Origin of the sequence: Tardiphaga robiniae (assembly GCF_001618955.1) — a bacterium.
In the GTDB taxonomy this organism is placed as follows: Bacteria; Pseudomonadota; Alphaproteobacteria; order Rhizobiales; family Xanthobacteraceae; genus Tardiphaga; species Tardiphaga robiniae_A.
Window position 1 is genome coordinate 219,191 of record NZ_LVYV01000055.1, and the last position, 26,266, is coordinate 245,456.

A 26,266-nucleotide genomic window follows, 5' to 3' on the forward strand; every position below is an offset into this window, starting at 1 on the left:
CACGGCAACCTCGGACCCCGGCCGATCGACCGATGCCCTTCAATTCAGTCATCTTCATTTTCATCTTTGCGCCGGTCGTCATTGGCCTGTCGTTACTATTCCGTTCGTTCGCGAACAGGATCATTCTGACGGCTAGCGCAATGTTCTATGCGTGGGGCGAGCCAAAATTCGTCGGAGTCGTTATTGTTTCGGCAATGCTGGACTACCTGCTCGCAGCGGGCATCGCGCGTACTCCAAACGTCTCCATACAGAAGCTGCTGCTTACAACCGGCATTGCAGCCAATCTGACCCTGTTGGTTTACTGCAAGTATGCCGCCTTTTTCGTAGAAACACTGGGTGCGCTCTTCGGCGCCAGCAGCCTTCCTATCATGCAGATACTGCTGCCGCTTGGCATCTCGTTTATCGTCTTCGAAAAGATTACTTATCTGGTCGATGTCTATCGGCGCACCACGTCGCCGGCGCAATCCATCTTCGATTATCTATTCTTTGTCTTCTTCTTTCCGAAGATGCTTGCAGGACCGATCATTCAGTACCACGATATTCGCGCCCAGATCGAACAGCGCAGCGTGTCGCTTGACGATGTCGAGGCCGGCGCGACGCGGTTTCTGCTCGGCCTCGCCAAGAAGGTGTTGATCGCGGATACGATGGCCCCGCTCGTCGACAAGCTGTTCTCGGCACCGGTTGCGCAGCTCGGCTTCGCCGATGCTTGGCTTGGCGCAGTGTGCTTCACAGTTCAGATCTATTTTGATTTTTCGGGCTATTCAGACATGGCCATCGGCTTGTCGCGCGTCCTCGGCTTTCGCCTGAAGGAGAATTTCAATCAGCCTTATCTGGCGATAGGATTTAGCGATTTTTGGCAGCGCTGGCATATTTCGTTGTCGTCCTGGATCCGCGACTATCTGTATATCCCGCTCGGTGGAAATCATGGATCGCGCCTGCGGGTAACCTTGAACCTGTGGATTTGCTTCCTCGCATCCGGGCTCTGGCACGGTGCGAGTTGGACCTTCGTGTTCTGGGGCGCCTATCATGGCCTATTCGTCTCGCTTGATCGCATCGCGCGCGAGCGCGCATGGCCGCGTTTGCCGTCATTGGTCGGTATCGCCGCGACTTTTTTTCTGGTGCTTATAGGCTGGGTCTTCTTTCGTGCCACGACGATCTCCCAGGCCTTCGCATTTCTCGGCGCGATGGCCGATCCGACCCGTGTCTCCGGACTGCCCGATCTGTGGGTGACTACCGACGTCTACATCTTGCTCGCTGTCGGTTTCGTGTTGTCGTTCCTTCCGCTGCAACAGGTCCGACGCTGGACAGCGTCGCTGTCGGAGCCATTGGTTCGCGCGACGCAGCATGTGTTTCTGTGGGCCGCGACGGCGTGGAGCCTCGGCCACGTCTATACGTCGTCGTTTCAACCCTTCATCTATTTCCGGTTCTGAACGATGCGGTCAGTTCAATCCATTCTGTTCCTGCTCGGTGTCGCCGTCCTCGTTCTGGCGCCTGGCTTGGCGCTGCTGGCCCAGACGAGCGATTCACCGCAGTGGGACGCACTGCGCCGGAACAGACTGGTGGGTGCGGTTATCAACGCGAAAACACCGGCACTTGACGCCCAGAGCTTCTGGGACGGTCAGGGGCAATCCGGCATCGAACCATGGCTCGCCGAGCGGATGGGCGCGCCGCGCGAGTTCCTCATCCGCGTCAATAACATGTTCGACTACTGGGCCGGCCGCACCAAGGTGCCGGGCCTTCTGATCGGTCGGGACGGCTATCTGTTCGGCCCACCGATGCTGACGGACTGGTGCCTGCGTCGCGATCCCGGACTTTCGGCGGAGATGGCCATCGGCCTGAAACGCGCGCAGCAGAAGCTCGAAAGCCTCGGTAAAACGTTTGTCTACGTTATGAGTCCGAACAAGGCGGCGATCTATCCGGAATATGCGCCCGGCTATTGCAAGCCATCCACCACTCCGCGCTTCCACGATCGCTTCGCGGAGGAACTGACGCGCAACGGCGTCAATTTCGTCAATGCCCATGCCCTGCTCGACGCCGAGCCCAAGACGCCCATAATGTTCGGCAAATATGGCGGTCACTGGAACGACATCGGCCAATTTTACACCGTGCGTGCGCTGCTCGCTTTGCTGGAAGCCAAAGGCGGTCGCGCGATCGGCCAGCTCGAACTCCGTGACGTGCGAACCGATCGAAAGCCGCGATGGGATGAAGCCGATGCGGGCGCCCTATTGAACCTGCCCTATGAGCTGGCCGCGGAATCGCCGCACGCCCGGTTCGGCATCGCCGCCCGCGGCAAGCCGATCAATGCCATCTTCATCGGCTCCAGCTTCATGTGGGGGCCGATGCGGCTCCTGAGCGAGCAAGGACTGATCGGGAACGCCAGGCTCTACTACTATTTCAACTCTACCTACCGTTACACCGGAACATCGGAACAGCAGGTGCATGTTCCGAACGTGGTGCGCGAAGACTTCGGAAAGGCTCTGCTCGACGTGGACTACGTCATCCTCGAAAGCAACGACGAGTGGCTGGAATCGCCGCATGTCACCAACTTCATCAAGGCCGTCGACAGCCTGTAAGGCGCTGGCGCCGTGTCGCGGCAGCCGACGCGGCTGCCCATCCGCGCCGGAGCGGTCGGGAACGTCCGCACGGACCATCCCGCCGCCATTCCCTCTCGCCCTACTTGCCCTGCCAGTTTGGCTTGCGCTTGTTCAGGAAGGCGTCCATGCCCTCGCGGAAATCCTCGCTCATATAGGCCTTGAGCACGAGATCCTTGCCCTCCTCGCGGGTCAGGGTCGGGCGCAGCCGACGCACGGCTTCCTTGGTCACTTCGAGGGTGATCGGCGCATGGCTGGCCACCAGTTGCGCGAGTTCCAGCGCGCGGCGCTGCAGCGTCTCAACATCGGGCACGATCTCGTTGATCAGACCCTGCGCCAGCGCCTCATCAGCCTCGATCAGGCGGGCGGTGAAGATCATGTCCTTGGTGCGGGCCGGTCCGACCAGCGCCATCACGCGGCTGATATTGGACATCGACAGGCAGTTGCCGAGGGTGCGGGCAATCGGGAAGCCCATGCGCGTGGCCGCCGTGCCGATGCGCAGGTCGCAGCAAGCGGCAATGCCGGCGCCGCCCCCGGTGCAGGCGCCGGCGATCGCGGCGATGGTCGGCACCCGGCAGGTCTCCAGCGCGGTCAGCACGCGGTCGATCCGCGCTTCGTAATCGAGCGCATCCTGCGCCGTCTTGAACTCACGGAATTGCGAGATGTCGGTGCCCGAGGCGAAGGCCTTGTCGCCGGCACCGGTCAGGATGATCGCCTTGATCGAGCGGTCCTCGTTGGCAGCCTGGCAGATCTCCGCCATCCGCTCGTACATCGAGAATAGCATCGCATTGCGCGCCTGCGGACGGTTGAACGTGATCTTCGCGATCCCGTTCTCGACGGAATACAGCAGGTCTCCAGTGGCAGGCGTTGGCGCGTTCATGTGATTCGTCCTCTGGTGCAGCATTCCGCCGCAACATGTTGAAAAGGCTGGAGCGATTATGCTCCAGCCTCCAGTAGATTGTTAGGCCTCAAAGACGGGAATTCGTGCGCTTTAAGCCACCGCCGCCTTGGTCATCGGCACCACGCTTTTGCCGGTCAGCACATCCATCGCTGCCATCACGCCGCCAGCGCGGTGCGGGACCTTGGCGAGTTCAAGACCCATCTCGACGCCGGCCAGTGTGCCCATCAGCATCAGGTCGTTGAAGTGACCGATATGGCCGATGCGGAAGATCTTGCCTTTCCACTTGTTGAGGCCGGTGCCGAGCGACATGTCGAAGTTTTCGAGCACCACCTTGCGGAACTTGTCGGCATCGTGCCCTTCCGGCATCAGCACTGCGGTCAGCGCCGGCGAGTGATCATGCGACTCGATGGAGACGGTCTCGAGGCCCCAGGCCTTGACGGCGGCGCGGGCGGCAGCGCCATGACGCTTGTGGCGCGCGAACACGTTGTCGAGCCCCTCCTCCTCCAGCATCGCCACGCCTTCCTTCAGCGCGTAGAGCAGATTGGTCGCGGGCGTATAGGGCCAGGAGCCGAGCTTGTTGGCGGCGATGATCTCCTCCCAGTCCCAATAGGACCGGAACGAGCTGTTGGTCTTGGAGGCCGCCAGCGCCTTGTCGGACACGGCGTTGAAGCCGAGGCCCGGCGGCAGCATCAGGCCCTTCTGCGAGCCGGCGACGGAGACGTCGATGCCCCAGGCGTCATGTTCGTATTCGAGCGAGCCGAGACCCGAGACGGTGTCGACCATCAGCAGCGCCGGGTGCTTCACGCGGTCCATGATCTTGCGGACGTCCTGCGGATGGGTGACGCAACCGGTCGAGGTCTCGTTATGGACGATCATCACGGCCTTGATGGCGTGCGACTTGTCGGCAGCGAGACGCTTCTCGATCTCTGCGAGATCGGCGCCGTGGCGCCAGTCGCCCGGCACGAAATCGATGTCGAGCTTGAATTTTTCGGCGAGGCCGCGCCACAGCGTGGCGAACTGGCCGGTCTCGGCCATCAGCACCTTGTCGCCCGACGACAGCGTATTGACGATAGCGGCTTCCCAGGCGCCGGTGCCCGAGGAGGGATAGATTATCACCGGCTGCTTGGTCCGGAATACACGCTGCATCGCAGCAATGACATGGAGACCGAGTTCGGCGAATTCGGGACCGCGATGGTCCAGCGTGGGCATATCCATCGCCCGCAGTACCCGGTCGGGTACGTTGGTCGGGCCAGGAATCTGCAGGAAATGCCTTCCGGTGTGCACGGTCATGTCTCGTCCTTCCCAGGGAGTCCATTTTTATTGAAACGCCCGGATAGCACCTTTCAAACGGCTTGTCCCGCGTCTGGTATACCAGAGCGCTGAAGAAAAACGTGGGGCAGCCATGAGGATTTCTTATCCCTCCCGTATCCCCTCCTTGCCACCGTAGGAGCACAGCACCTCCGGGTTGCCAACCCGGAATCCGGATGCAAGACAGGACGATAGAGGGACAAGGCGGGAATCCATGGCGAAGGCAGCAATCATTCGGAGCACGGCTGCAGACAGCGCGCTGGCTGCAAAGCTCGCGCGCGAAGTCTCCGGCGACGTGTTCTTCGACCCGTTCAATCGCGGCCGTTATGCCACCGATGCCTCGTTCTACCAGATCGTACCGTTCGGTGTGGTCGTTCCGCGCACCATCGACGAGGCGCTGCGCGCGCTGGCGATCTGCCGTGACGACGGCCGCATCGTTACGCCGCGCGGCGGCGGCACCTCGCAATGCGGACAGACCGTCAATGACGGCATCGTCATCGACCTCTCCAAACATCTCAACAAGCTCATCTCGCTCGACGTCGAGAACCGCACCTGCATCGTCGAGCCCGGCATCGTGCTGGATGATCTCAACCGGCAGCTGAAGAAACACGGGCTGTGGTTTCCAGTGGATGTCTCCACCGCGTCGCGCGCCACTATCGGCGGCATGGCCGGCAACAATTCCTGCGGCGGCCGTTCGCTGCGCTATGGCACCATGCGCGACAACACGATTGCGATGGATGCCGCACTGGCCGACGGCAACCTGCTGCATTTCGGCGAAGTGAATTCCGGCGATGATGCGCCTGCCCTGTTTCGCGACATGCTGGCGCTCGGCGAGCGTGAAGCGACCGAGATCGCGGAGCGCTTCCCGCAGGTGCAGCGCCGTGTCGGCGGCTACAATCTCGATGCGCTCACGCCGCGCAACACCGCCAACAACATGGCGCATCTCCTCGTGGGCTCCGAAGGCACCCTCGCCTTCACCACGCAGGTTGAACTCAAGCTGTGGCCGCTCATCGGCAGCAAGGCGCTTGGTGTCTGTCACTTCGGCAGCTTTTATGAAGCGATGGATGCGACCCAGCATCTGGTCAAACTAAAGCCCATCGCCGTCGAACTGGTCGACCGCACCATGATCGCACTCGGCCGCGACATCGCGATGTTCCAGCCAATCATCAAGAGCGCCGTGCGCGGCGATCCGGATGCACTGCTGATCGTCGAGTTCGCCGAAGCGGATCAGGCCGTGAATGCCGCCAAGCTGAAAGAGCTGGGCGCATTGATGGGCGATCTCGGCTTTGGCTGGAACAACCCGACGCGCAAATGGGGCGGCGTCGTCGATGTCACCGAACCTGCTCTGCAGTCGGGCATCGCCGAGTTTCGTGCCGCCGGCCTCAATGTCATGATGTCGATGAAACAGGACGGCAAGCCGGTCTCCTTCATCGAGGACTGCGCGGTACCGCTGCCGCATCTGGCCGATTATACCGAGCGGCTGTCCGCGATCTTCAGGAAGCACGACACCACCGGCACCATGTATGCCCACGCCTCGGAAGGCTGCCTGCATGTACGTCCGGTGCTGAACCTGAAGCTCGACAAGGACGTCAAGGCGATGCGCGCCATCGCCGAAGAAGCCTTCGTGATGGTCAGGGAATACAAGGGCTCGCATTCCGGCGAGCACGGCGACGGACTCGTGCGCTCGGAATTCCACGCCGAAATGTTCGGCGAGCGCATCATCAGCGACTTTGCCGAAGTGAAGCATCGCTTCGATCCGCAAAACGTCCTTAATCCCGGCAAGATTGTCGATCCGCCCAAGATGGATGATCGTTCGCTGTTTCGTTACACGCCGGACTATCGCGTCGGCGAACTCAAGACCGCGCTCGACTGGTCCGCATGGCCCGGCGCCGGTGGCGGTTTCCAGGGCGCCATCGAGATGTGCAACAACAATGGCACATGCCGGAAGTTAGAGGGCGGCGTGATGTGCCCGTCCTATCGCGCGACGCGCAACGAGAAAGACGTCACCCGCGGCCGTGCCAACACGCTGCGGCTGGCAATCTCCGGCCAGCTTGGCCCGGATGCGCTGACGTCGGATGCCATGGCCGACACCATGAAGCTTTGCGTGTCGTGCAAGGCCTGCCGCCATGAGTGCCCGACCGGCGTCGATATGGCCAAGATGAAGATCGAGGTTCTGTCCGCACGCGTCACGAAGCACGGCCTCACGCTACGCGACCGCCTCGTCGGCTATCTGCCGCGCTACGCTGCATTGGCCGCACGCGCCGCACCGCTGGCGAATTTGCGCAACAAGAGCCCGCTACTGCGCAACCTGCTGGAACGCTATGCAGGGATCAGCGCAAAACGCAGCCTGCCGGAATGGCGCAGCGATGTGTTTCATCGCGACGAAGAAGCCTTCGGCCCGGCAGATGGCCTCGAGGTCGTGCTGTTCGTCGACACCTTCAACCGCGCCTATGAGCGCGAGAATCTCGACGACGCGCTGCATGTGCTCACCGCGGGTGGCTATCGCGTGCATCTGCCGAAGCCGGCGGATCGCAGCAGCCGCGCACTCTGCTGCGGCCGTACCTTCCTTTCGGCAGGCCTCATCGATCAGGCCCGCGCCGAACTCGACCGTCTCGTCGCCACCTTTGCGCCCTTCGCGGCACGCGGCGTCCCTATCGTCGGGCTGGAGCCGAGTTGCCTGCTGACGCTACGCGATGAATTGCTGTCGCTACGTTCCGACGATACGGCCAGGAGTGTCAGCGCGCACGCCATGCTGTTCGAGGAATTCCTGGTCCGCGAAGCCGAGGCCGGCCGGCTGCAACTGCCGCTGAAGCCGATCGCGCCGAAGGCGATAGTGCATGGCCACTGCCATCAAAAGTCATTCGGTGCGTTCAAGCCGGTCGAACAGGCCTTGCGCCTGATCCCGGATCTGAAGGTCGAGACCATCGAATCCAGTTGCTGCGGCATGGCGGGCGCGTTCGGCTATGGTGCCGACACCTATGACGTCTCGATCCAGATGGCCGAAGCGTCCTTGCTACCCGCCGTGCGCAAGGCCGACGCCGATACGCTGATCGTCGCCGACGGCACATCCTGCCGCCACCAGATCGTCGACGGCGCCTCGCGCCATGCGTTGCATGTCGCACGCGTGCTGGCCATGAGCCTCGACGGCGCCGCAACAAACGTCCATTCTTCCATGCTCAACTAGGAAACAACCGATATGGCCGACCTCACCCTCGATACAGCCCGCAAGATCATCGATGGCGCTCTCGCCAAGGTGATCGAGATGAAGCTCAAGCCGATGGTCATCACGGTGCTCGACGCTCGCGGCTGCGTGAAGGCCACCATCGCGCAAGACGGCACCAGCCTGATGCGCGGCGAAGTCGCACACGGCAAAGCCTATGGCGCGCTGGCGATGGGTCTGGGTTCACGCGCGCTGTTCAAGCGTGCGGAAGAGCAGCCGTTCTTCATCGATGCCGTGAATACCATGGCGCGCGGCGCGCTGATCCCGGTGCCGGGCGGCGTTCTCATTCACGACGCATCGGGCAGCCTGCTCGGTGCCATCGGCATCTCCGGCGATACATCGGACAATGACGAGATCGCAGCCGTCGCGGGCATCGAGACGGCCGGCCTCAAGGCCTCGACCGGCTAGAACGGCATTGTCCCGACCACCGCATCTCCCGATCGACGACAGCGCGCTCCGCCCGCTGATCGACCGCATCGGGGATGCGCATGTGAAGGCACGGCTGGAGATCGAGACCCATCGCGATCACCAGCTGTTCGGCCAGGGCCGCCTGTTCTTCAATCTTGAGAACTGGCTCACCGCACCGCCTATCGTCCGCACCGCGCTGCAACTCGCCGGCCTCTATGGCCGCGCCCGCCGCGAGGCCAACCGCGTGTTGGTGCGCGAGAATATCGTCGCCTCACCGCACCTGCCCGCCGCGTTCGACGGCTTCACGATCCTGCATATCAGCGATCTCCACGTCGATCTCAGCGAAAACGCGCTGCGCCACCTGATCTCCTTCGTCGGCGATCTCGATTACGACATCTGCGTGCTGACCGGCGACTATCGCGGCAAGACCTATGGGCCGTATCAGCGCGCTACCGAAGGTGTCGGTGAACTGCGCGCGAAGCTGCGTGATTCCGTCTATGGCGTTCTCGGCAATCACGACAGCATCCGCATGACGCCGGCGTTGGAATCAATGGGCATCCGCATGATGTTCAACGAATGCGACGTGATTACCCGCGGCGATGACAGCATCTACATTGCCGGCGTCGACGATCCGCATTTCTATCTCGCCGACGACATCCCGAAGGTCGCATCGCAAATTCCGACGGACGCCTTCTCGATCCTGCTGTCACACACGCCGGAGACCTATGCCGAGGCGGCCGAGCACAATTTCGACCTCATGCTGAGCGGCCACACCCATGGCGGCCAGCTCTGCCTGCCCGGCGGCTACGCCATCAAGCTGGAGGCTGTGCTACCGCGCCATATGGGCAACGGCGCATGGCGCCATGAAGGCATGGCCGGCTATACGTCCGTCGGCGTCGGCACCAGCCTGCTCCCGGTGCGACTGAACTGCCCTCCGGAAGTGACGCTGCATCGCTTACAGAGCGAGCGCCGATAGCGCGCCGAGGCACTAACGTCGCAACCATAGACTGCGGACACATTTACCTGCGATTAAGCATAAACATCCATAGTCAGCCTCGAGGCTAACATCATGGATGGCTCAGATGGCTTCGTTCAACCAGATTTTGCGTTTGGTCAGCCTGCCAATTGCGGGCGGCGTTTTCCTGATCGCGGTTCAGCTCTCGACCGGCATGGGATTTCGATAACCGCCGCTTGCTCTGGCGGCCGCCGTCGCACGCATATTACTTCCCCGGCCACACCGGCTTGCGCTTCTCGCCAAACGCCTTGAGGCCTTCTTTCGCATCCTCGGTCATCGAGAGGATCGCGATCTGGCTTTCGGTATAGGCAATACTCTCGTCGAACGACATCGCGGCGATGGCGCGCATCGCATATTTGCCGCGGCGGATGGCGGTCGGCGACTTGTCGGTGATGCGCGAGATCAGCCAGTCGACCTTGCTGTCGAGCTCGGCCGCCGGCACCACGTGATTCAGCAGGCCAGCGCCAAGCGCGGTCTGCGCGTCGAACGGCTCGCCGGTGATGCACCATTCGTTGACCAGACGACGTGGCGCAATGGACTGCAGCAGCGCCAGCACCTGCATCGGAAACACGCCGACCTTCACCTCGGGCAGACCAAAGATCACGTTGTCTGCGGCCACCGCCATGTCGGTCATGCACAGCAACCCCATGCCACCGGCCATACAGACGCCGTTAACGCGGGCGATCGCAGGCTTGGTGGCGTTTTGCGACAGCCGCATCAGATCGGCGAGATCGCCATTCGGCTTGGAGAAATCCATCGAGAAGGCCGCACCCGCATTGGCCAGATCAGCGCCGGCGCAGAACGCCTTCTCGCCCGCACCGGTCAGCACGATGACGCGCACGCTCGCCTCCTCATGCGCCATGCGATAGCCGTTGGCGATGCCGGCGATGACATCGCCATTCATGGCATTGCGCTTCTGCGGCCGGTTGATGGTGATCCAGAGTGCGGCGCCCTTCTTCTCCAAGATTACGCTATCATCGGCCATCGGTCTGCTCGCTTGGTTGAAGTTGATGCGGCTGGTATAGCCGCTCAGAAGCGGCGCGCCAAACCCAGCGCATCGCCGGCGCGGTTCTCGGATTCAATCGCACGCAGGTAGCCCTCGCGCTGCTGCAATCGCGCCCAATAGGCTGTGACACTCGGGCCGAATTGCGATGCAAGCCCGAGACGACTGGCCAGCAGCAGTGCATAGCCGACGGAAATGTCCGCGGCGGTGAAACGGCCGGCGCAGATATAATCGTTGGTGGTCGTGATGCTCTCGATCATGCGCAGCCGGCCGAGAAAGAACTTCGAGTAATCCTCGACCACCTGCGGATGGCGGCGCTCTTCCGGCTCGAGTTTCGAATAACGCAGCACCAGCGCCTGCGGGAAGGTCAGCGTCGCCTCGCCGAAATGCAGCCAGTTCAGGAACGGGCCGTAGTCCGGCTCGTCGATGCCGACGGCCAGCGGCGTCGGGCCATGTTTGGTCACCAGATATTGCGCGATCGCCGCCGATTCCGTCATCCGGGTCTCGCCATCGAGCATCAGCGGGATGGTGCCGAGCGGATTGATGCCGAGATATTCCTTGGCAAAGACACGCGGCGGGAACGGCAGCATCTTCAGCTCATAAGGCAGCCCGAGCTCTTCAAGCGTCCATAGCGGGCGAAACGAGCGCGCGCGGGCGCAGTGGTAGAGCGTGATCATCGGGCGAGACCTCCAAGCAGGCACGGACTATCGCCGTGCTGCCAGCCAATGAGAAGCAGCCGCGAGGCTTCGTCAAGACCTGCCCTTCTTCATCAAGACTTGCCCTTCGCTACATGGTCCCGACAGACCGGTTTCGCCCTTCCCGATCGACGACACCCATCACCACGCGCACGTCACCGAGGCCGATCACGACGGCTTCGCGCCTCGGTTGCAACTGATGCGGCCGGCGGCGCAGCCGACATTAGTTCACCCGACTGCGACAAACTCCTGGCCAGATCGTCATCAGTTGCGGAGGCTCGTCAGCCGGCTTGGCACGATCCTCCGGGGAGAAAAATGCTGCGCGCACAAACCCGGCGGACAGGCCGCTCTGGGTGACGTTTGCTCCCTTTGTGCCGACCGGTTCCACCGGCCTGGTGCCGCTGAAATTCTGTTTCAGCTTCGCCATCGGATTTTCCAGCAGATAGTAAGACAGGATCGACAGACCAAGCGTAATGCCGAAAGCGATCGCGACCTGGAGGATCGGCACCTCGGTGCCATGGGTCGCAGCATCGTTGAGGCCGAGATAGAACAACACCGGCAGGTGAAACACATACATCGCGTAAGAGAGAGAGCCGAGCCTACGGAACAGGGACAGCGACAGGATCGCCGTCATCACACGCTTGACAATGCCGCGATCGAACACCAGCGTCGCGACGAAGGACACGCTCACCATCGAATAGGCGATCAACGCAAGGATCCAGTAGACTGGTTGCGAGGTGATGATGCCGAGGTCGCGGCCCTTGCGATCGATCACGAGGATCACCAACGCTGCGACCACGAGCGCTGCACAGCGCCAGCCGCGCAGCGGCCGGTTCTCGAATTCGCGCAGCGCCAGCCAGCCGCCGCGTGATAGCGACAGCATGCGGGTGAACAGCGACATATAGACGACGTCACCCGCCTCTCGCGGCTCGTGATTGATGAGCAGCAGCGCCATCAACAAACCGCTCGCCACCGCCAGCAGCGGAATCACCCGTCCGGTCACGACATTAAGCCAGCCCGGCGCCACGATGAGGATCAGGAGCGGCCAGAAGAAATAGAACTGCTCCTCCACCGACAATGACCAGGTGTGTTCCAGCGGGTTCGGCACCGCATGCAGCGGATGATAGAAATTGAATGTGTAGGTCAGAAGACTCAGCATATCCGCTGGGCCTAATCTGAAGATGAAGTAGCAGGCGAGCACCGTGAGGTAATAGACCGGGAAGATGCGCAGCGCCCGGCGCATATAGAAGTCCTTGAAGGAAATGCGGCCGGTCTTGGCCCGCTCGCGCAACAGCAAACGCGTGATGAAGAAGCCAGAGATCACGAAGAAGATGTCGAGCGCGATATAGCCCACACGTGACAGCTGATTGGCGTACCAGATTGCGTTGTAGGCGCTGCTGTCCAGCACCTGCGGGCAATGGGTGAACACGACCACCACCACGCCGATTCCCCGAAAGCCGTCGAACGCCGGAAATTTCTCCAGCCGCGTGGCGATACCTGCATTCTCCGACATTGCGATCTCCCCGTTTGAACCGGGGATAGCAACGGCGCGAATAACGAGGGTGAAGGCGATTTACATGTCTACCACCTCAGGTGAAATGTTCGGCCTTAACCTGAATGCCCGTTTGCACGGGAGCGTTAGGGTTGACGCCGCCGCGTTTACCACAACCTGGACAAACTTCACTGCGACTCCAACACCGCTTACGATCCGTTAAGGATCTGGGAACAGGCTGGGAACGATCGAAATTGACTCAACTTGTATCGACAAGTGTGAGGACAGCAGATGACCAGGGTTCAGTATCTCAGAGAACAAGCGACCCGCGCCGAACGGTTGGCAAAGACTATTCTGGATGCCGTCACCGTCACGCGACTTGTCGAAGCATCGCACGCATACCGCCAGGAAGCCGATCGCCTTGAGCAACACGAGGCGAGCGATCAGGCGACAACGATGTGGATGCCTCACTAGTTGAACGGGCGCAAGAGGCATCAGAATCCTTTGCTCGACAAAAAGGACGACTGAACGCCGCTAAGTCTGCCCGCCCTGCGAATCAGAGCCTAACTAGTGAACAGCGCCCCTCGCCGGAAAAATACCGCGTTCACGTCGCACGAACATGGCCGAGTGCCAGGCCGATGGTGTGCGCCGCTTCCATCACGTGAACGGCGTATTCCTTGATCTGCTTTCGTTTGACCCGGATGTCCGGGCCAGACATGCCGATGGCTCCAACGAGTTCACCGGAGCGTCCAACGATGGCGCAAGCACAGGCGGCGATACCTTCCCGCCATTCGCCATGCAACACTGACGAGTAGCCTTGTACCCGTGCCGCATGGATGTCTTCGCGCAACTCCTCGATGGTCGTTCGCGTCGTATCCGTATAACGCCTGAGATGTGGGCGAAAGTTCTCCAGATATTCGTCTGGCATTTGCGCGAGCATCGCCTTCCCGGTTGCCATGGTGAATGCAGGCGCACGCATGCCGACGCTGGTATGCGCACGGATATGATGCGCGCTTTCAATCTTGTCCACATAGACAACGTCGGTGCCCTCGAGCACCGACAGATGAACGGTCTCTCCGGTGACTTCAGCCAGCGTCGTCATCGCCGGGCGTGCGATACGGATCAGATCCATGCGCTGAATGACGTGATTGCCGAGCACCCATAGCTTGGTTGTGAGCTCGTAGGTGCTGTGCGGCGGAATCTGGCGAACGAAGCCCTGCGATTGCAGCGTCGCCAGCAGTCGATGCACATTGCTCTTGGTGAACTTCAGCTCATTGGCGAGATCGGTGACCCCGCGCGGCTGCTCGCTCATCGCGAGCGCCTCGACGAGCCTCAGTCCCTTGATAAATGCCTTATCCATCCAAGCAGCCGATGTGGGGGAGTTCTCTGTTGCGAACAGACCGGCGGCCCTGGGCCGCCGGCCTCATTGTTGTATGGCGCGATTTACTGGGCAAGCAGTGCGTTCAGCTTTTCCTGCGCATATTCTTCATTGGTTGAATTGCCAGCGGGCGAAGGCGCCCCCCAGAAGTCCGGGCTCCATTCGATCGCCTTGGAGATGTTCTCAGGATTGTTCGCCCAATAGCGCGCGACGTTCTTATCCGTCGCCGCGTCGAACACGACCTTCGATGGAAGCGCGACCGGGAAAGTGGAGGTCAGCTGGGCGGCGCGCTTGGGGTCGAGACGCCAGGACAGCAGCTTGAGTGCGTTATCGTAGTTCGGCGCGCCCTTCGGGATCGAGAAGAAGTCGTAATAGACGAAGCCCTGATTGAAGGTGAGATCAATCGGAGCGCCTTCCAGTGCCAGTTTGCTCATCGAGCCCGTATAGGCCTGGCACATATCGGCTTCGCCATCGAGGATCAGCTGCGGCGGCTGCGCGGCGGTGGTCCACCATTTGACGATATGCGGCTTGATCTCTTTGATCTTCTTGAGCGCACGCTCCATGTCGATCGGATACAGCTTGCTCTTGTCGACACCGTCGGCCATCAGCGCGGCCTCGAAGGTGAAGCGCGGCCAGGCTGGCATGCAGCGGCGCCCCGGAAACTTCTTCACGTCCCAGAAGTCGGCCCAGTTCTGCGGTGCCTTATCGCCCTTGAACTTGTCCTTGTTGTAGACGAGGCCGACGCCGATCACCTGCAGCGCAATACCCTTCTTGCGCTTCAGATTGTCCGGCATCGCCGCCAGGGTCTTCTGCGCGGATTCCGACAGTTTGGAATAGTCGATGTCAGCCAGGCAGCAGTCGCCGAGCAGCTTGGTTTCCTGATCGAAGATGAAGGTCAGATCCCACTGCGCCTTGCCGGCTTCGGCCTGCGCCTTGATGCGCGGACCGCTGCGCGCTTCCTGCACGGTGACGACCTTGATGCCGGTTTCCTTCTCGAACGGATCGTACATCACCTTGCGCAGCGCATCGCCATAGCCGCCGCCTGGATCCTGCATGATGACGACGTTGCTCTGGGCAACGGCCAGACCCGTCCCCATGGCGATGAACGCCGCCGAAGCCAAGGCCGGCAGCCTAAAGCGTTTCATTCCCAGCATAGTATGTCTCCTCCTGTTTGATCGTTTGTCATCAGGTCGCTTTTTGCGACGTTGCGAGCACTGGCCGGGCGAGGAACAGTCCTCCCACGACCAGCAGCACTTCGAGCGTGGACACGACAGCCAGTACCGGATTGAGCCGGTAATTGATGTCGCCCCACAGCATCAACGGAAGCGTCTTCAGTTGCGCGCTCGACAGGAACAGGGTCAGCACCAATTCGTCGAACGAATGCAGGAACGCAAAGAAGGTCGCGGCCGCAAGGCCCGGCGCAATGGCCGGCAGCGTCACCAGCCGCAGCACCGTGAGCGACGACGCGCCATGGACCGCGGCGGCCTGTTCGAGCCGCGAGTCCACGCCCTGCAGCGCAGCAGACAGGATCACCACCACAATCGGCAAACCTCCGATGGCATGGGCCGCCGCAAGGCCAAACACCGAGCCGACCAGATCGAACTTCAGGAATAGCGTGTAAAGCGACAGGCCGAGCACCACCGGCGGCACGATGATCGGGCTGACCAGCAGCAGCATGATCACAGATTTGCCGCGCACATTACCCCTGACGATGCCCAGCGCCGCGCATGTGCCGAGACCGACCGCAATGAAGGCCGAGACTGCCGCGATCAGCGCGGATGTCCAGAACGCGCGCATCCAGTTGGTGTCGGAGAAGAACTGCTCGTACCAGCGCAGCGAGAAGCCCGGCGGCGGGAAGGTCAGATAGCTGGCGCTGCTGAACGAGATGATCATGACGACGATGATGGGTAGGATCAGCAGCGCGACCACCACGCCGCCCATCAGACGGACCGTCCATGTGCCGCAACTGGCCGGGAGCATGCCGAATAGCCGGAGCAGCGGCCAGCCGATGGCGTCAGCGAATGCGCTGCCGAAGCTGCGACGTGCGGTGCCGGACGTTGCCGCTAGTGCGGCCTTCCCTGCTGTCGTCTCGGTGAGCTTGCGCCCGCCCCAGATGAATTCCAGGCCAAGGAAACGTCCGGCGATGGCGACCACCAGCAGCGTGATCAGCAACAGCACGACGCCCAGCGCTTGCAGGAAGCCCTCCGACGTCACCGAGTCCGCCTGCTGCGTGATATGCATGGCGAACATCTGGTCGCCCGGGCCACCGAGCAGCGTCGGCGTGATGAAGAAGCCGATCGCGGCCACGAAAACCAACAGGAAGCCGGCGCCGATGCCGGGCAGCGTCAGCGGCAGCAGAACCCGCCAGAATACGGCGATGGGCCCGGCACCGCTGGCCAGCGCCGCGCGCGTCAGGCCAGGATCCAGCCGCGACACGCTCGAATAGATGGTCAGCACCATCAGCGGCAGCAGCACCGCCGTCATGCCGAGCAGCACTGTGCCGCGATGAAACAAGAGCTGAACCGGCTCGCTCAGGATACCGATCGATACCAGGAACTTGTTGACCGGGCCGTTGCGGCCGAGCAGCACCATCCAGGCATAGGTGCGGATCAGGATCGCGATGAAGTATGGCAGCACGATCGCGGTGGCGATCAGAGCACGGGTAATGCCGCGGGTGCGATGGATCAGCAGCGCGGTGGGATAGCCGAACAAAAGGCACAGGAATGCGACCGTGACCGAGATCTGCATAGTCCGGACCAGCGATTCCCAATAGAGCGGCACCGCAAAGACGCGCTGAAAATAGGTCAGCCAGCTCGGCCCGCTGATGCTGATGCGAATGAGATCGACCAGCGGCAGCAGATAGATGAACGACAGGAAAGCGACCGCGGGCAGCAGCAGCAGCGCGGGGTTCTTGAGCTTCATGGCCAGGCTGGAACTCGCCTGATGCCGCGGCTCCTCGGACAGCGAGATCGTCGTCATGTCAGCACCCAGCAGTCTTCCGGACCCCAGCTCACATGCAGGCGATCGCCAACATCGGGCAGCGGCCGCCTAGCGGTGTCGGTGCAGCGGATCAGCAGCGTGTCGCCGCCGTCCATCTGCGCCTCGATGCGCAGGATCTCACCAAGGAAGATCGCCGACGTCACAGTCACCGGCGTCGAGCTTGCGGTCGGCTCATTGGCAATCGCAATGCGCTCGGGCCGCACCAGCACGGTGACGCGGCCAACATCGATGGCGTCGCGGCTCTCGGCATCGAACACATAGCCGGCGCGGTTCTTCAGCGTCACAGTGGTGCCGCGCTTCTGCATGATCTCGGCTTCAATCAGATTGCTCTCGCCGACAAACGACGCCACGAAACGATTGGACGGGTGGCGATAGATCTCGAGTGGGCGGCCGATCTGCACGATCTTGCCGGCATCCAGCACGGCGATGCGATCGCTCATGGTGAGCGCTTCGCCCTGATCATGCGTCACGAACAGGATCGTGCTGCCGATCGTCTGGTGCAGATCGCGTATCTCGATCTGGATCGATTCGCGCAGCCGGCGGTCGAGCGCGCTGAGCGGCTCGTCCATCAGCACGACCTTCGGCCGCATCACGATGGCGCGCGCAATCGCGACGCGTTGCTGCTGTCCGCCGGACATTTCCGACGGCGATTTGTTCGCATGATCCGACAGACGCATGATTTCCAGCGTCTCGGCGACGCGCCGCTCGGTGGTGGCGCGATCGACGCCGGCCATGCGCAGCGGGAACGCGACATTCTGTGTCACCGTCATATTGGGAAACAGCGCATAGCTCTGGAACACCATGCCGAATCCACGCTTATGCGTGGGCACGTTGTGCACCGGCCTGCCGTCCACGAGAATCTCGCCGCCGTCGAGGCTCTGGAAACCGGCCAGCAGGTTCAGCAATGTGGTCTTGCCGCTACCGGACGGGCCGAGCAGCGTGATGAATTCGCCGGGTTCGATATCGAGATTGATGCGATTGACGGCATGGAACTGGCCGTATCGTTTCTCGGCATCGCGAACTGCAATGCGCGAACCGATGACCTGACGCTCGCTTGCGCCGCCCGACTGCGATGCCCGAACACCCGCGCCGGGATATCCCACGCGCAGCGCCAATGGCTCAGCCATCATCAACCTCCCTGGTCGTTCTATATTATGAGACGTTATTCCAATTATTGTTGGCATGACGCATCGTCTTGTCAAGTGAATGCGCGGTGCGACGCCGCGCCAATCATCATCGACTTACCGACGGCTTTGCATTTTCCCCTATCCGCAAAGCGCTCCGCGACACAAACGGATTGACAGCCGCGGCGCCGCGCGACTAATTTTATTTAGAACTACGTTCTACAATATAGAACAAATAAATCGGGAGGCGAATTGTGGTAAGCGATCTTCGCGCGTTGGCGAAGTATGTGGAGCCGGGAGTCCGGCTGGCGCTGCCGGTGGATTATGCCGGCGTCTCGATGGCGATGACGCGCCCGATCATTGAGCGCAACGCGCGCAATCTCGATCTGGTCTGTGTGCCGACCGGTGGCCTTCAGGTGGACCAGCTCATCGGTGCCGGTCTGGTTCGGTCGGTCGAGACCAGCGCCGTATTGCTCGGCGAAGCCGGCGGCGCGCCGCGCTTCAACGCAGCCGTCAAGGACGGCGCGATCGCATTGAAGGACGCCACCTGCCCCGCTATCCATGCCGGCCTGATGGCCGCGCAAAAAGGCAGCCCATTCATGCCAATGCGCGGGCTGATCGGCAGCGACCTGCTGCACCACCGCAGCGACTGGCGCGTTATCGACAATCCGCTGGCGGATGGCGGCGATCCCATCGTGCTCATCCCCGCGATCAAACCGGACATCACGATCTTCCATGCACCGATGGCCGACCGATTCGGCAATGTGTGGATCGGGCGACGCCGCGAGCTCGCCGCGATGGCCTATGCATCGGCCACCACGCTTGTCACTGTCGAGCGCATCGTGGACGAAAGCCTGCTCGCCAGCGAGATGAGCGCGGCGGGCGCGCTGCCGGCGCTCTATGTCACCGAAGTCGCCGTCGCGCCGAAGGGCGCGTGGCCTTACGGCCTGTGGGGCGAATATCCGACCGACACCACCGAGATCCTGCGCTATGCGCGCGCCGCGCGCAGCGCCGTGGGTTTTGCCGACTACATGACGAACGCACAGATGGAACCCGCATGATGAGCGAGGTTCACCCGCGCGAGATCCTGATCTGCACCATCGCCAAACTGCTCGACGGCGTCCGGCATGTCGCTGTCGGCGCGTCCTCGCCGATCCCCGCGGCCGGCGCCATGCTGCTGCGCGCACTGAGGCAGCAAGCCGGAGAGAAAGGCCCGCGCATCTCGATTCTCGGATCGGTGGAGCACAATTTCTTCACCAACGGCTCGGCCGAACTGTTCGATTGCGCCGGCCAGGGCCGCATCGATGCCTTCTGCCTCGGAGGCGGCCAGATCGACGGCCGCGGCAATGTCAACCTGGTGGGCACCGGCGACTATCCGCAGACGCCAGTGCGATGGCCCGGCTCGTTCGGATCGGCCTATCTGTATTACGTCGTGCCGCGCGTGATCTTGTTTCGCGAGGAGCACACGCCGCGCGCTCTGGTCGAGAAGGTGGATTTCATCAGCACGCCCGGCGTCAGCAACGATGGCGTTTACCGCAGTGGCGGCCCGATCGCACTGCTGACCAGCAAGGCGCTGTTCCGCTTCGACAAGACGCGTCCGGGCTTCGACCTGCAGAGCATCCATCCCGGACACGACCTCGCAGGTATCAAGGACGCCACCGGCTTTCAGTTCGCCCATGAAAGCCAGCCGGAACAGACCGCGCTGCCGAATCCGCAGACGCTGGCTTTGCTGCGCGGGCGTGTTTACGACGAGGTCGCAGAAACCTATCCGGACTTCGCCGCGCAGATGCGGCGCGAGATCGAACGGCCGCTGTCCCATGCATCCTGACGGGACCGGCCAGCAACGACACGGAGACGATGCGTGAGTGAGATCAAGCGGATCCCGCATTGCAGTCACTGGGGCGCCTATACGATCCTCGTGCAGGACGAGCAGATCGTGGGCATCGAGCCGTTCGCCCACGATCCCGCCCCCTCGCCGATCATCCATTCGGTACCGGAATGGGCCAATCCTGAACGCCGCGTTCTGCGTCCGATGGTGCGCTCCGGCTGGCTCGACAAGCGCGAACACAGCGATCGGCGCAAGCGCGGCGCGGAGAAGTTCGTGTCCGTCAGCTGGGATGAGGCGACCACGCTGGTGGCCGACGAAATCCGCCGCGTCTCCAGTACCCATGGCAATGCGTCGATCTTCGCGGGCTCCTATGGCTGGACCAATTCGGGCCGGCTGCATCATGCGTCGTCTTTGCTCAAGCGCATGCTCAATCTGGTCGGCGGTTTCACCCGGCATGTGGATACGTATTCCATTGCTGCTGGCCCGGTGATTTTGCGCCATACGCTGGGAAGCTCGGATGCTTGCGACGGTCAGGCCAATACGCTCGACACCATAGCCGCACACACCGAGACGCTGGTGGTGTTCGGCGCGCTGTCGCCGCGCACCGCGCAGACCGAAGCCGGTGGCATCGGCGCCCACCGCCTCGAATCCTATCTCAGGAAAATCGCCGAGCGCGGCATCCGCATCGTTCACGTCTCGCCGCTGAAGGACGATATGCCGGATTGGGTCGATGCCGAATGGTGGCCGATCCGCCCGAACACCGATACCGCGCTGATGCTGGGCCTCGCCGGCGAGATCGTGAAGGCAGGCCGGCCCGCCCGGGATTTCCTTGATCGCTGCACCAGCGGCGCCGAGCGACTGCTCGGCTATCTCGACGGCTCGTCCGATGGCATTCGCAAGGATGCAGCCTGGGCCGCGGAGATCTGCGGGCTCGATGCCGATGGCATCCGCCAGCTGGCGAGACGCCTCGTCGATACCCGCAGCATGCTTACCGTGAGCTGGAGCCTGCAGCGCGCGCATCATGGCGAGCAGCCGTTCTGGGCAGCACTCGGCCTCGCCTCCATCGTCGGCCAGATCGGGCTGCCGGGCGGCGGTGTCGGCTACGGCTATGCCTCGCTGGGCGGCGTCGGCTCGCCCTTCAATCTCGGCAAGTCACCGGCCATCTCGCAACTGACGCGCCCGATCGACAGTTTCATCCCGGTGGCGCGCATCAGCGACATGCTGCTCAATCCCGGCGCGACCTTCACCTATGAGGGCGAGACGCGAACCTATCCGGACACAAGGCTGGTCTACTGGGCAGGCGGCAATCCCTATCATCACCATCAGGATCTCAACCGGCTGTCCGAAGCCTGGACGCGGCCCGAGACCATCATCGTCCAGGATCCGATGTTCACCGCGACGGCGCAGCGCGCCGATATCGTGCTACCGGCAACCACATCGATCGAACGCAATGACCTCGCCGGCAACAAGCGCTCCGACTTCATCATCGCGATGAAGCAGGCCATCAAGCCGGTCGGAGACTCGCTGCCCGACTTCGAGATTTTCGACCGCATCGCCGGCAAGCTCGGCGTTGCCGACCGCTTCAACGAAGGCCGCGACGAAATGGGCTGGGTCCGTCATCTCTACGAGGCGAGTCGGCAGGACGCTTCCGAGCGGCTCGGCTTCGACATGCCCGACTTCGAAACATTCTGGCACGACGGCTACGCGCGCTGCCCGGTGCGCGCCGACCACACTTTCCTCGCCGATTTCCGCATCGATCCCGAGGCGCATGCGCTCAAGACCGAAAGCGGTAAGATTGTGCTCGGCAGCGAGACCCTCGCCCGGCTCGGTTATGCCGATTGTCCGTCGCATCCGGCCTGGGTTGAGCCGGCGGAATGGCTCGGCAACGGCAGCGATGCGTCCGATTTGCATATGATCTCGCATCAGCCGGCCGGCCGACTGCACAGCCAGATCGAAACCGGCGTCGCCAGCGTGGCCAACAAGCGCAACGGCCGCGAACAGGCACGGCTGCATCCCGACGACGCCGCCGCACGCGGCGTCAGTGACGGACAGACCATCCGCATCTGGAATGCACGTGGCGCCTGCCTCGCCACTGCTGACGTCACCGACAGCGTGCGCCCCGGCGTGCTGGTGCTGCCGACCGGCGCCTGGTTCACCCCGCGCGCCGAGACGGGTCTCGAAGTCGCCGGCAATCCGAACGTGCTGACGCTAGACATCGGCACCTCGCAATTCGGCCAGGGCTGCTCGGCGCATACATGCCTGGTCCGCGCCGAACCCCATATTGCAGATCAACGCGACGCTTTTGAAGAATACCAGGACAGACTGGTTGCACTCGCGACCGCCTGAGAGGAAACAGAAACCATGACCACCCCAGCCATCAGCCGCTTCCCCGTCCCCGAAATCTCCAGCCTGCCGGAGGACATCCGCACCCGCATCCTCGCGGTGCAGGAAAAGTCCGGCTTCGTGCCCAACGTGTTCTTGACGCTGGCACATCGGCCCGACGAATTCCGCGCCTTCTTCGCCTATCATGATGCGCTGATGGACAAGCCAGGCCCGATCACCAAGGCCGAGCGCGAGATGATCGTGGTGGCCACCAGCAATGCCAACCAGTGCCAATATTGCGTGGTGGCGCATGGCGCCATCCTGCGCATCCGCGCCAAGAACCCGCTGATTGCCGACCAGATCGCGGTGAACTATCGCAAGGCTGATATCACGCCGCGGCAACGCGCGATGCTCGATTTCGCCATGAAGGTCTCGATGCAGGCTTACGAAGTCGGCGATGCCGATATCGAGGCGCTGAAGCGCCACGACTTCACGGAGGACGACGTCTGGGATATCGCTGCCATCGCCGCCTTCTTCGGCATGTCGAACCGGTTAGCGAATGTCACCAGCATGCGGCCGAACGACGAGTTCTTCGCCATGGGGCGCTGACCCGCCTCACACCGGATATAATGATCGCCCGCAGCGGCCGGTAAGAGCCGCAGCGACGACTTTCGAGGAAACAAGCCATGACGCATCCAAGCCCCGCAGACGTCGCAACCCGGCAGGCCATCATCGATGCCTGCCACGAAATGTCGGCTGCTGGTATCAATCAGGGCACGTCGGGCAATATCAGCGTCCGCACCGAGGACGGCATCCTGCTGACGCCGTCCGGTGTTCCCTACGACAGCATGCGGCCGGAAGACATCGTTGCGATGAAATGGGATGGCTCGTGGACGGCACCGCAAGGCCGCGTGCCCTCGACGGAGTGGCGTTTCCACCTCGACATACTCAAGGCCAAGCCAGAAACGAATGCCGTCGTGCACGCGCATCCGATCTTCTGCACGATCATCGCAATCATGAACCGCAGCATTCCCGCGATCCACTACATGATCGCGGCGGCCGGCGGCAACGACATCCCCTGCGCACCCTATGCGCAGTATGGCACCGCGGAATTGTCGCAAGCGGCACTGGAGGCGCTGCGCTATCGCCGCGCCTGCCTGCTCGCCCATCACGGGCTGATCGCTATCGGCCCTAATCTGCGCAAGGCGATGTGGCTTGCGGTGGAGGTGGAGGTGCTCGCCAAGCAGTATCACGGCTGCTTGCAACTCGGCACGCCGCCGCTGCTGCCGGATGCCGAGATCGACAGCATCCTGAAGCGATGGGGACAATACGGCCTGCGCGACAGCGACGGCACGCCGAAAACCTCGACCTAACCAACCAGCACCAACAATTGCGAGACTTGCCATATGGCCCATCCCCACGACGTCAGCGTCTGCGGCACCTACATCCTGGACGTCCTCGGCGTCCCCATCACTGAAATCCCGGCCGGCGGCGGCCGCGCGCTGATCGATGAGATCCGGCTCACGGTCGCCGGCACCGCGGGCGGCACTGTGGTGCCCTGCGCGCGCCTCGGACTGAAGGCGCTCGCTGTCGGCGCGGTCGGCGCCGACGAGAAGGCCGACTGGGTGCTGAATGCGATGGAGCGCGAGGGCATTGATATTTCGGTGATGGAGCGGATGGCCGGCGTGCCGACCTCCGCCACCATCCTGCCGATCCGTCCGGATGGCTCGCGGCCGGTGCTGCATGCGCGCGGCGCCTCCGCGCGCTGGAAGATTTCGCCCGAAGCGCAGAAAGCCGCTTGCCGCAGCAAGGTCCTGCATCTTGGCGGCGTCGGGTCGCTGCTGGCGATGGACGGCGAGCCCACGGTCGCGCTGCTGCGCGATGCCAAGGCGGCCGGCTGCATCACCACCGTCGATCTCATCCAGGCACGCGGCGAGACGCTGGCGCTGGTCGAACCGCTGATGCCCTATACGGACTTCTTCATGCCGAGCATCGACGAGACCCACGCGCTGGTCGGCACCGACGACCCCGCGGCCTGCGCGCAATATTTCATCGGTAAGGGCGCCGGTGCCTGCGCGATCTCGCTCGGCGAGCACGGCTCTTTCGTCATGACGCGTGACGGGCGGCAATTCACGGTACCGGCCTTCGAGGTGACGGTGCGCGACACCTCCGGCTGCGGCGATTCCTATACCGGCGGCTTCATCGCCGGCCTCGTCCGCGACTGGGACCTGCTGGACTGCGCAAAACTGGCGACAGCCACCGCCGCCATCGTCGCGACGGGGCTCGGTTCCGGCGCCAATCTCGTGTCCTTCGAGGAGACGGTCAAGGCGATGAACACGCTGCCCGTCCGCGGCGCGCGCGCCTAATTCATCCGTCGACAGCTTTCATAGAAGCAGGAACATCACATGACCAGACATGCCATCGTCACAGGTGCCAGCCGCGGAATCGGACGCGCCATCGCCCTTGGCCTCGCCAAGCGGGGCTACAATCTCGCTCTGACCGACATCGCAGCGCAGGAGAGCGCGCTGCTGGAGACCGTCACGGATGTGAAGAAGCTCGGCGGCAACTGCATTCCGGTTCTGGCCGATGTCAGCAAGCTCGAGGATTGCCAGCGCTCGGTTGCGGAAGCGGTCGCGGGTCTCGGCCATGTCGATGTTCTCGTCAACAATGCCGGCATCCTGCGTCTCGCGACCATCGAGGAGACCACGCCCGAACACTGGGACCAGACCTTCGCCGTGAACGTCCGCGGCGTGTTCCAGATGACCCAGGCGATGGTTGTCCACATGAAGGAGCGCAAATACGGGCGCATCGTCAACATTGCCTCGCTGGCTGCACGCACGGGCGGCCCCGGCCAATCGCACTATGCCGCGTCGAAATCCGCTGTGGTGGGCTTCACGCGGGTGTCGTCGATGGAATTCGGTGGCCACGGCATCACGGTGAATGCCGTATGCCCCGGCATCATCCTGACCGAAATGGGCCGCAACAATCTGCGCGATCCGGAGCGGGTCACCTATTTCGAGAAGATCACCGATCTGCATCGGCTCGGCGAGCCGGAAGACGTCGTCGGCCCCGTCGCATTCTTCGCCTCCGACGATTCCGCCTTCGTGACGGGCCAGGCACTCAACGTGGATGGCGGTATCTTCTACAGCTGAGCGACATCAATCCGAAATCGGCGTCCGGTAGCGAACGCACGACCCTGTAGGACTTCCGCGGACGTGCGTGTCCGGGACCGCGCACCACTGCATGGACAGCAACAGGCTGAACCATGCGGTGGCTCCTGCTCCATACTCACGAACGCTTGCGCAGCGCTTCGAGCAAATGTGAAGGCAGCGGTCGGACATCGAAGCGATCCTGGACGCGTCCTATCTGGACGTTAGGCTTGGGACTTTGGCGCGGTCAGAATGAAGTTACGACCGCCTAGGCCGGCAGCTTTTTTTGCCCTGCGCCGCAACCAACGAGGTTCATGAATGTTGCAGCATTTGCTGGGTGGCCGTCCATAGGAGCACATCCATGTGTGATTACAGCCTGCACGCGGTCGCCAACCGTCCCGCAGAGGTGGCGGATAGGTTGGTATCGACAAGATTTCCTTCGACGACAACCAAAGGGTTCGCAAGCTTCGACGACCCGAACGTTGCGGTATGCCTTCGCCCTGGCACCGAGATCGCTTTTGAAGAAAACGTCCGCGTCGATGGATGGGTGTTTCGCCGCAACGTCAACGATCGACTAGCCCGTTTCCGCCAAATTGAGTTGGGCCAGTATCACAATCACCACGACGCGCTGGAATTCTCAAATGGCAGGATTGTCCTCGTCACAGACCTGAGGCCCGGGCAGAAGGCAATCGTGCTGCAATTACCGGTCAGTCAGGCAATCCAGAAAAACAAGACCACTGCGCCTGCTGCGACGCCGCGGGTCGCTCGGACCACTCCCTGACGAGCGTATCGCCAGTAGGTAGAAGAAACCCGCCGGCGCAGCTCGGCGGGT

At 62.4% G+C, this 26,266-nt stretch carries 23 protein-coding genes; 14 read left to right on the forward strand and 9 right to left on the reverse strand.

Going from position 1 to position 26,266, the window contains the following annotated elements:
• The first annotated feature begins 32 nt into the window (after positions 1 to 32).
• A complete protein-coding gene (locus tag A4A58_RS27695) occupies positions 33 to 1,430 on the forward strand; it encodes an MBOAT family O-acyltransferase (protein WP_068738327.1) in 1,398 nt (465 codons plus the stop codon).
• 3 nt (positions 1,431 to 1,433) lie between these two features.
• A complete protein-coding gene (locus A4A58_RS27700; protein WP_068738329.1) occupies positions 1,434 to 2,573 on the forward strand; it encodes an alginate O-acetyltransferase AlgX-related protein in 1,140 nt (379 codons plus the stop codon).
• Between the two features lie 100 nt (positions 2,574 to 2,673).
• Here the strand turns inward: A4A58_RS27700 and A4A58_RS27705 are convergent, their stop codons facing one another.
• Both A4A58_RS27705 and A4A58_RS27710 read right to left on the reverse strand, forming a co-directional pair.
• Positions 2,674 to 3,471, reverse strand: coding sequence for an enoyl-CoA hydratase/isomerase family protein (locus A4A58_RS27705; RefSeq protein WP_068738331.1), 798 nt, complete (start codon positions 3,469 to 3,471; stop codon positions 2,674 to 2,676).
• 111 nt (positions 3,472 to 3,582) lie between these two features.
• Positions 3,583 to 4,782, reverse strand: coding sequence for a pyridoxal-phosphate-dependent aminotransferase family protein (locus A4A58_RS27710; protein WP_068738333.1), 1,200 nt, complete (start codon positions 4,780 to 4,782; stop codon positions 3,583 to 3,585).
• Positions 4,783 to 5,014: 232 nt separating this feature from the next.
• On the opposite strand from A4A58_RS27710, the gene A4A58_RS27715 reads away from it, so the two are divergent.
• The 3 genes from A4A58_RS27715 to A4A58_RS27725 are packed head-to-tail and all read left to right on the forward strand — an operon-like array spanning position 5,015 to position 9,404.
• Positions 5,015 to 7,984, forward strand: coding sequence for an FAD-binding and (Fe-S)-binding domain-containing protein (locus A4A58_RS27715; protein WP_068738335.1), 2,970 nt, complete (start codon positions 5,015 to 5,017; stop codon positions 7,982 to 7,984).
• Between the two features lie 12 nt (positions 7,985 to 7,996).
• Positions 7,997 to 8,428 (forward strand): GlcG/HbpS family heme-binding protein, encoded by a 432-nt coding sequence (locus A4A58_RS27720; RefSeq protein WP_068738337.1) that lies wholly within the window; start codon positions 7,997 to 7,999, stop codon positions 8,426 to 8,428.
• A 7-nt stretch (positions 8,429 to 8,435) separates the two neighbouring features.
• Positions 8,436 to 9,404, forward strand: coding sequence for a metallophosphoesterase (locus A4A58_RS27725; protein ID WP_244499893.1), 969 nt, complete (start codon positions 8,436 to 8,438; stop codon positions 9,402 to 9,404).
• A 244-nt stretch (positions 9,405 to 9,648) separates the two neighbouring features.
• Here A4A58_RS27725 and A4A58_RS27730 read toward each other — a convergent pair whose 3' ends face one another.
• The 3 genes from A4A58_RS27730 to A4A58_RS27740 all read right to left on the reverse strand — a co-directional run bounded on the left by A4A58_RS27730 (position 9,649) and on the right by A4A58_RS27740 (position 12,654).
• Positions 9,649 to 10,428, reverse strand: coding sequence for an enoyl-CoA hydratase/isomerase family protein (locus A4A58_RS27730; protein WP_068738339.1), 780 nt, complete (start codon positions 10,426 to 10,428; stop codon positions 9,649 to 9,651).
• 44 nt (positions 10,429 to 10,472) lie between these two features.
• Positions 10,473 to 11,123 (reverse strand): glutathione S-transferase family protein, encoded by a 651-nt coding sequence (locus A4A58_RS27735; protein ID WP_068738341.1) that lies wholly within the window; start codon positions 11,121 to 11,123, stop codon positions 10,473 to 10,475.
• Between the two features lie 241 nt (positions 11,124 to 11,364).
• The gene (locus tag A4A58_RS27740; protein ID WP_068738343.1) at positions 11,365 to 12,654 is read right to left on the reverse strand and encodes an acyltransferase family protein; all 1,290 of its coding nucleotides are present in this window, start codon (positions 12,652 to 12,654) and stop codon (positions 11,365 to 11,367) included.
• A gap of 270 nt (positions 12,655 to 12,924) precedes the next feature.
• Between A4A58_RS27740 and A4A58_RS27745 the strand changes: the two genes are divergently transcribed.
• Positions 12,925 to 13,107: a hypothetical protein gene (locus A4A58_RS27745; protein ID WP_068738346.1), complete on the forward strand. Its 183-nt coding sequence runs from the start codon at positions 12,925 to 12,927 to the stop codon at positions 13,105 to 13,107.
• A 130-nt stretch (positions 13,108 to 13,237) separates the two neighbouring features.
• Here A4A58_RS27745 and A4A58_RS27750 read toward each other — a convergent pair whose 3' ends face one another.
• The 4 genes from A4A58_RS27750 to A4A58_RS27765 form a co-directional block, all read right to left on the reverse strand.
• Positions 13,238 to 13,993, reverse strand: a complete 756-nt coding sequence (locus tag A4A58_RS27750) for an IclR family transcriptional regulator (protein ID WP_068738348.1) — start codon at positions 13,991 to 13,993, stop codon at positions 13,238 to 13,240.
• Positions 13,994 to 14,076: 83 nt separating this feature from the next.
• Positions 14,077 to 15,165: an extracellular solute-binding protein gene (locus tag A4A58_RS27755; RefSeq protein WP_068738350.1), complete on the reverse strand. Its 1,089-nt coding sequence runs from the start codon at positions 15,163 to 15,165 to the stop codon at positions 14,077 to 14,079.
• A gap of 31 nt (positions 15,166 to 15,196) precedes the next feature.
• Positions 15,197 to 16,990 carry an ABC transporter permease subunit gene (locus tag A4A58_RS27760; RefSeq protein WP_068738351.1) on the reverse strand — a complete coding sequence of 598 codons (1,794 nt, stop codon included), beginning with the start codon at positions 16,988 to 16,990 and terminating at the stop codon, positions 15,197 to 15,199.
• Entirely contained in the window at positions 16,987 to 18,138 is a 1,152-nt protein-coding gene (locus A4A58_RS27765; protein ID WP_068738507.1) for an ABC transporter ATP-binding protein, read from the reverse strand. Before A4A58_RS27765 ends, A4A58_RS27760 begins: the two co-directional genes overlap by 4 nt.
• 251 nt (positions 18,139 to 18,389) lie before the next feature.
• Between A4A58_RS27765 and A4A58_RS27770 the strand changes: the two genes are divergently transcribed.
• The 8 genes from A4A58_RS27770 to A4A58_RS27805 all read left to right on the forward strand — a co-directional run bounded on the left by A4A58_RS27770 (position 18,390) and on the right by A4A58_RS27805 (position 26,215).
• Positions 18,390 to 19,196 carry a CoA transferase subunit A gene (locus A4A58_RS27770; RefSeq protein WP_068738353.1) on the forward strand — a complete coding sequence of 269 codons (807 nt, stop codon included), beginning with the start codon at positions 18,390 to 18,392 and terminating at the stop codon, positions 19,194 to 19,196.
• Positions 19,196 to 19,963, forward strand: coding sequence for a CoA transferase (locus A4A58_RS27775; RefSeq protein WP_068738509.1), 768 nt, complete (start codon positions 19,196 to 19,198; stop codon positions 19,961 to 19,963). Before A4A58_RS27770 ends, A4A58_RS27775 begins: the two co-directional genes overlap by 1 nt.
• Before the next feature lie 33 nt (positions 19,964 to 19,996).
• Positions 19,997 to 22,309, forward strand: a complete 2,313-nt coding sequence (locus A4A58_RS27780; protein WP_068738355.1) for a molybdopterin-dependent oxidoreductase — start codon at positions 19,997 to 19,999, stop codon at positions 22,307 to 22,309.
• A gap of 15 nt (positions 22,310 to 22,324) precedes the next feature.
• Complete coding sequence (locus A4A58_RS27785; protein ID WP_068738357.1) at positions 22,325 to 22,894, forward strand: peroxidase-related enzyme; 570 nt, start codon at positions 22,325 to 22,327, stop codon at positions 22,892 to 22,894.
• Positions 22,895 to 22,971: 77 nt separating this feature from the next.
• Positions 22,972 to 23,658: an L-fuculose-phosphate aldolase gene (locus A4A58_RS27790; protein ID WP_068738359.1), complete on the forward strand. Its 687-nt coding sequence runs from the start codon at positions 22,972 to 22,974 to the stop codon at positions 23,656 to 23,658.
• Between the two features lie 33 nt (positions 23,659 to 23,691).
• Complete coding sequence (locus A4A58_RS27795) at positions 23,692 to 24,651, forward strand: sugar kinase (RefSeq protein ID WP_068738361.1); 960 nt, start codon at positions 23,692 to 23,694, stop codon at positions 24,649 to 24,651.
• Between the two features lie 39 nt (positions 24,652 to 24,690).
• Positions 24,691 to 25,437, forward strand: a complete 747-nt coding sequence (locus A4A58_RS27800) for an SDR family NAD(P)-dependent oxidoreductase (protein WP_068738363.1) — start codon at positions 24,691 to 24,693, stop codon at positions 25,435 to 25,437.
• A 358-nt stretch (positions 25,438 to 25,795) separates the two neighbouring features.
• Positions 25,796 to 26,215, forward strand: coding sequence for a hypothetical protein (locus A4A58_RS27805; RefSeq protein WP_068738365.1), 420 nt, complete (start codon positions 25,796 to 25,798; stop codon positions 26,213 to 26,215).
• The last annotated feature ends 51 nt before the right edge of the window (positions 26,216 to 26,266 follow it).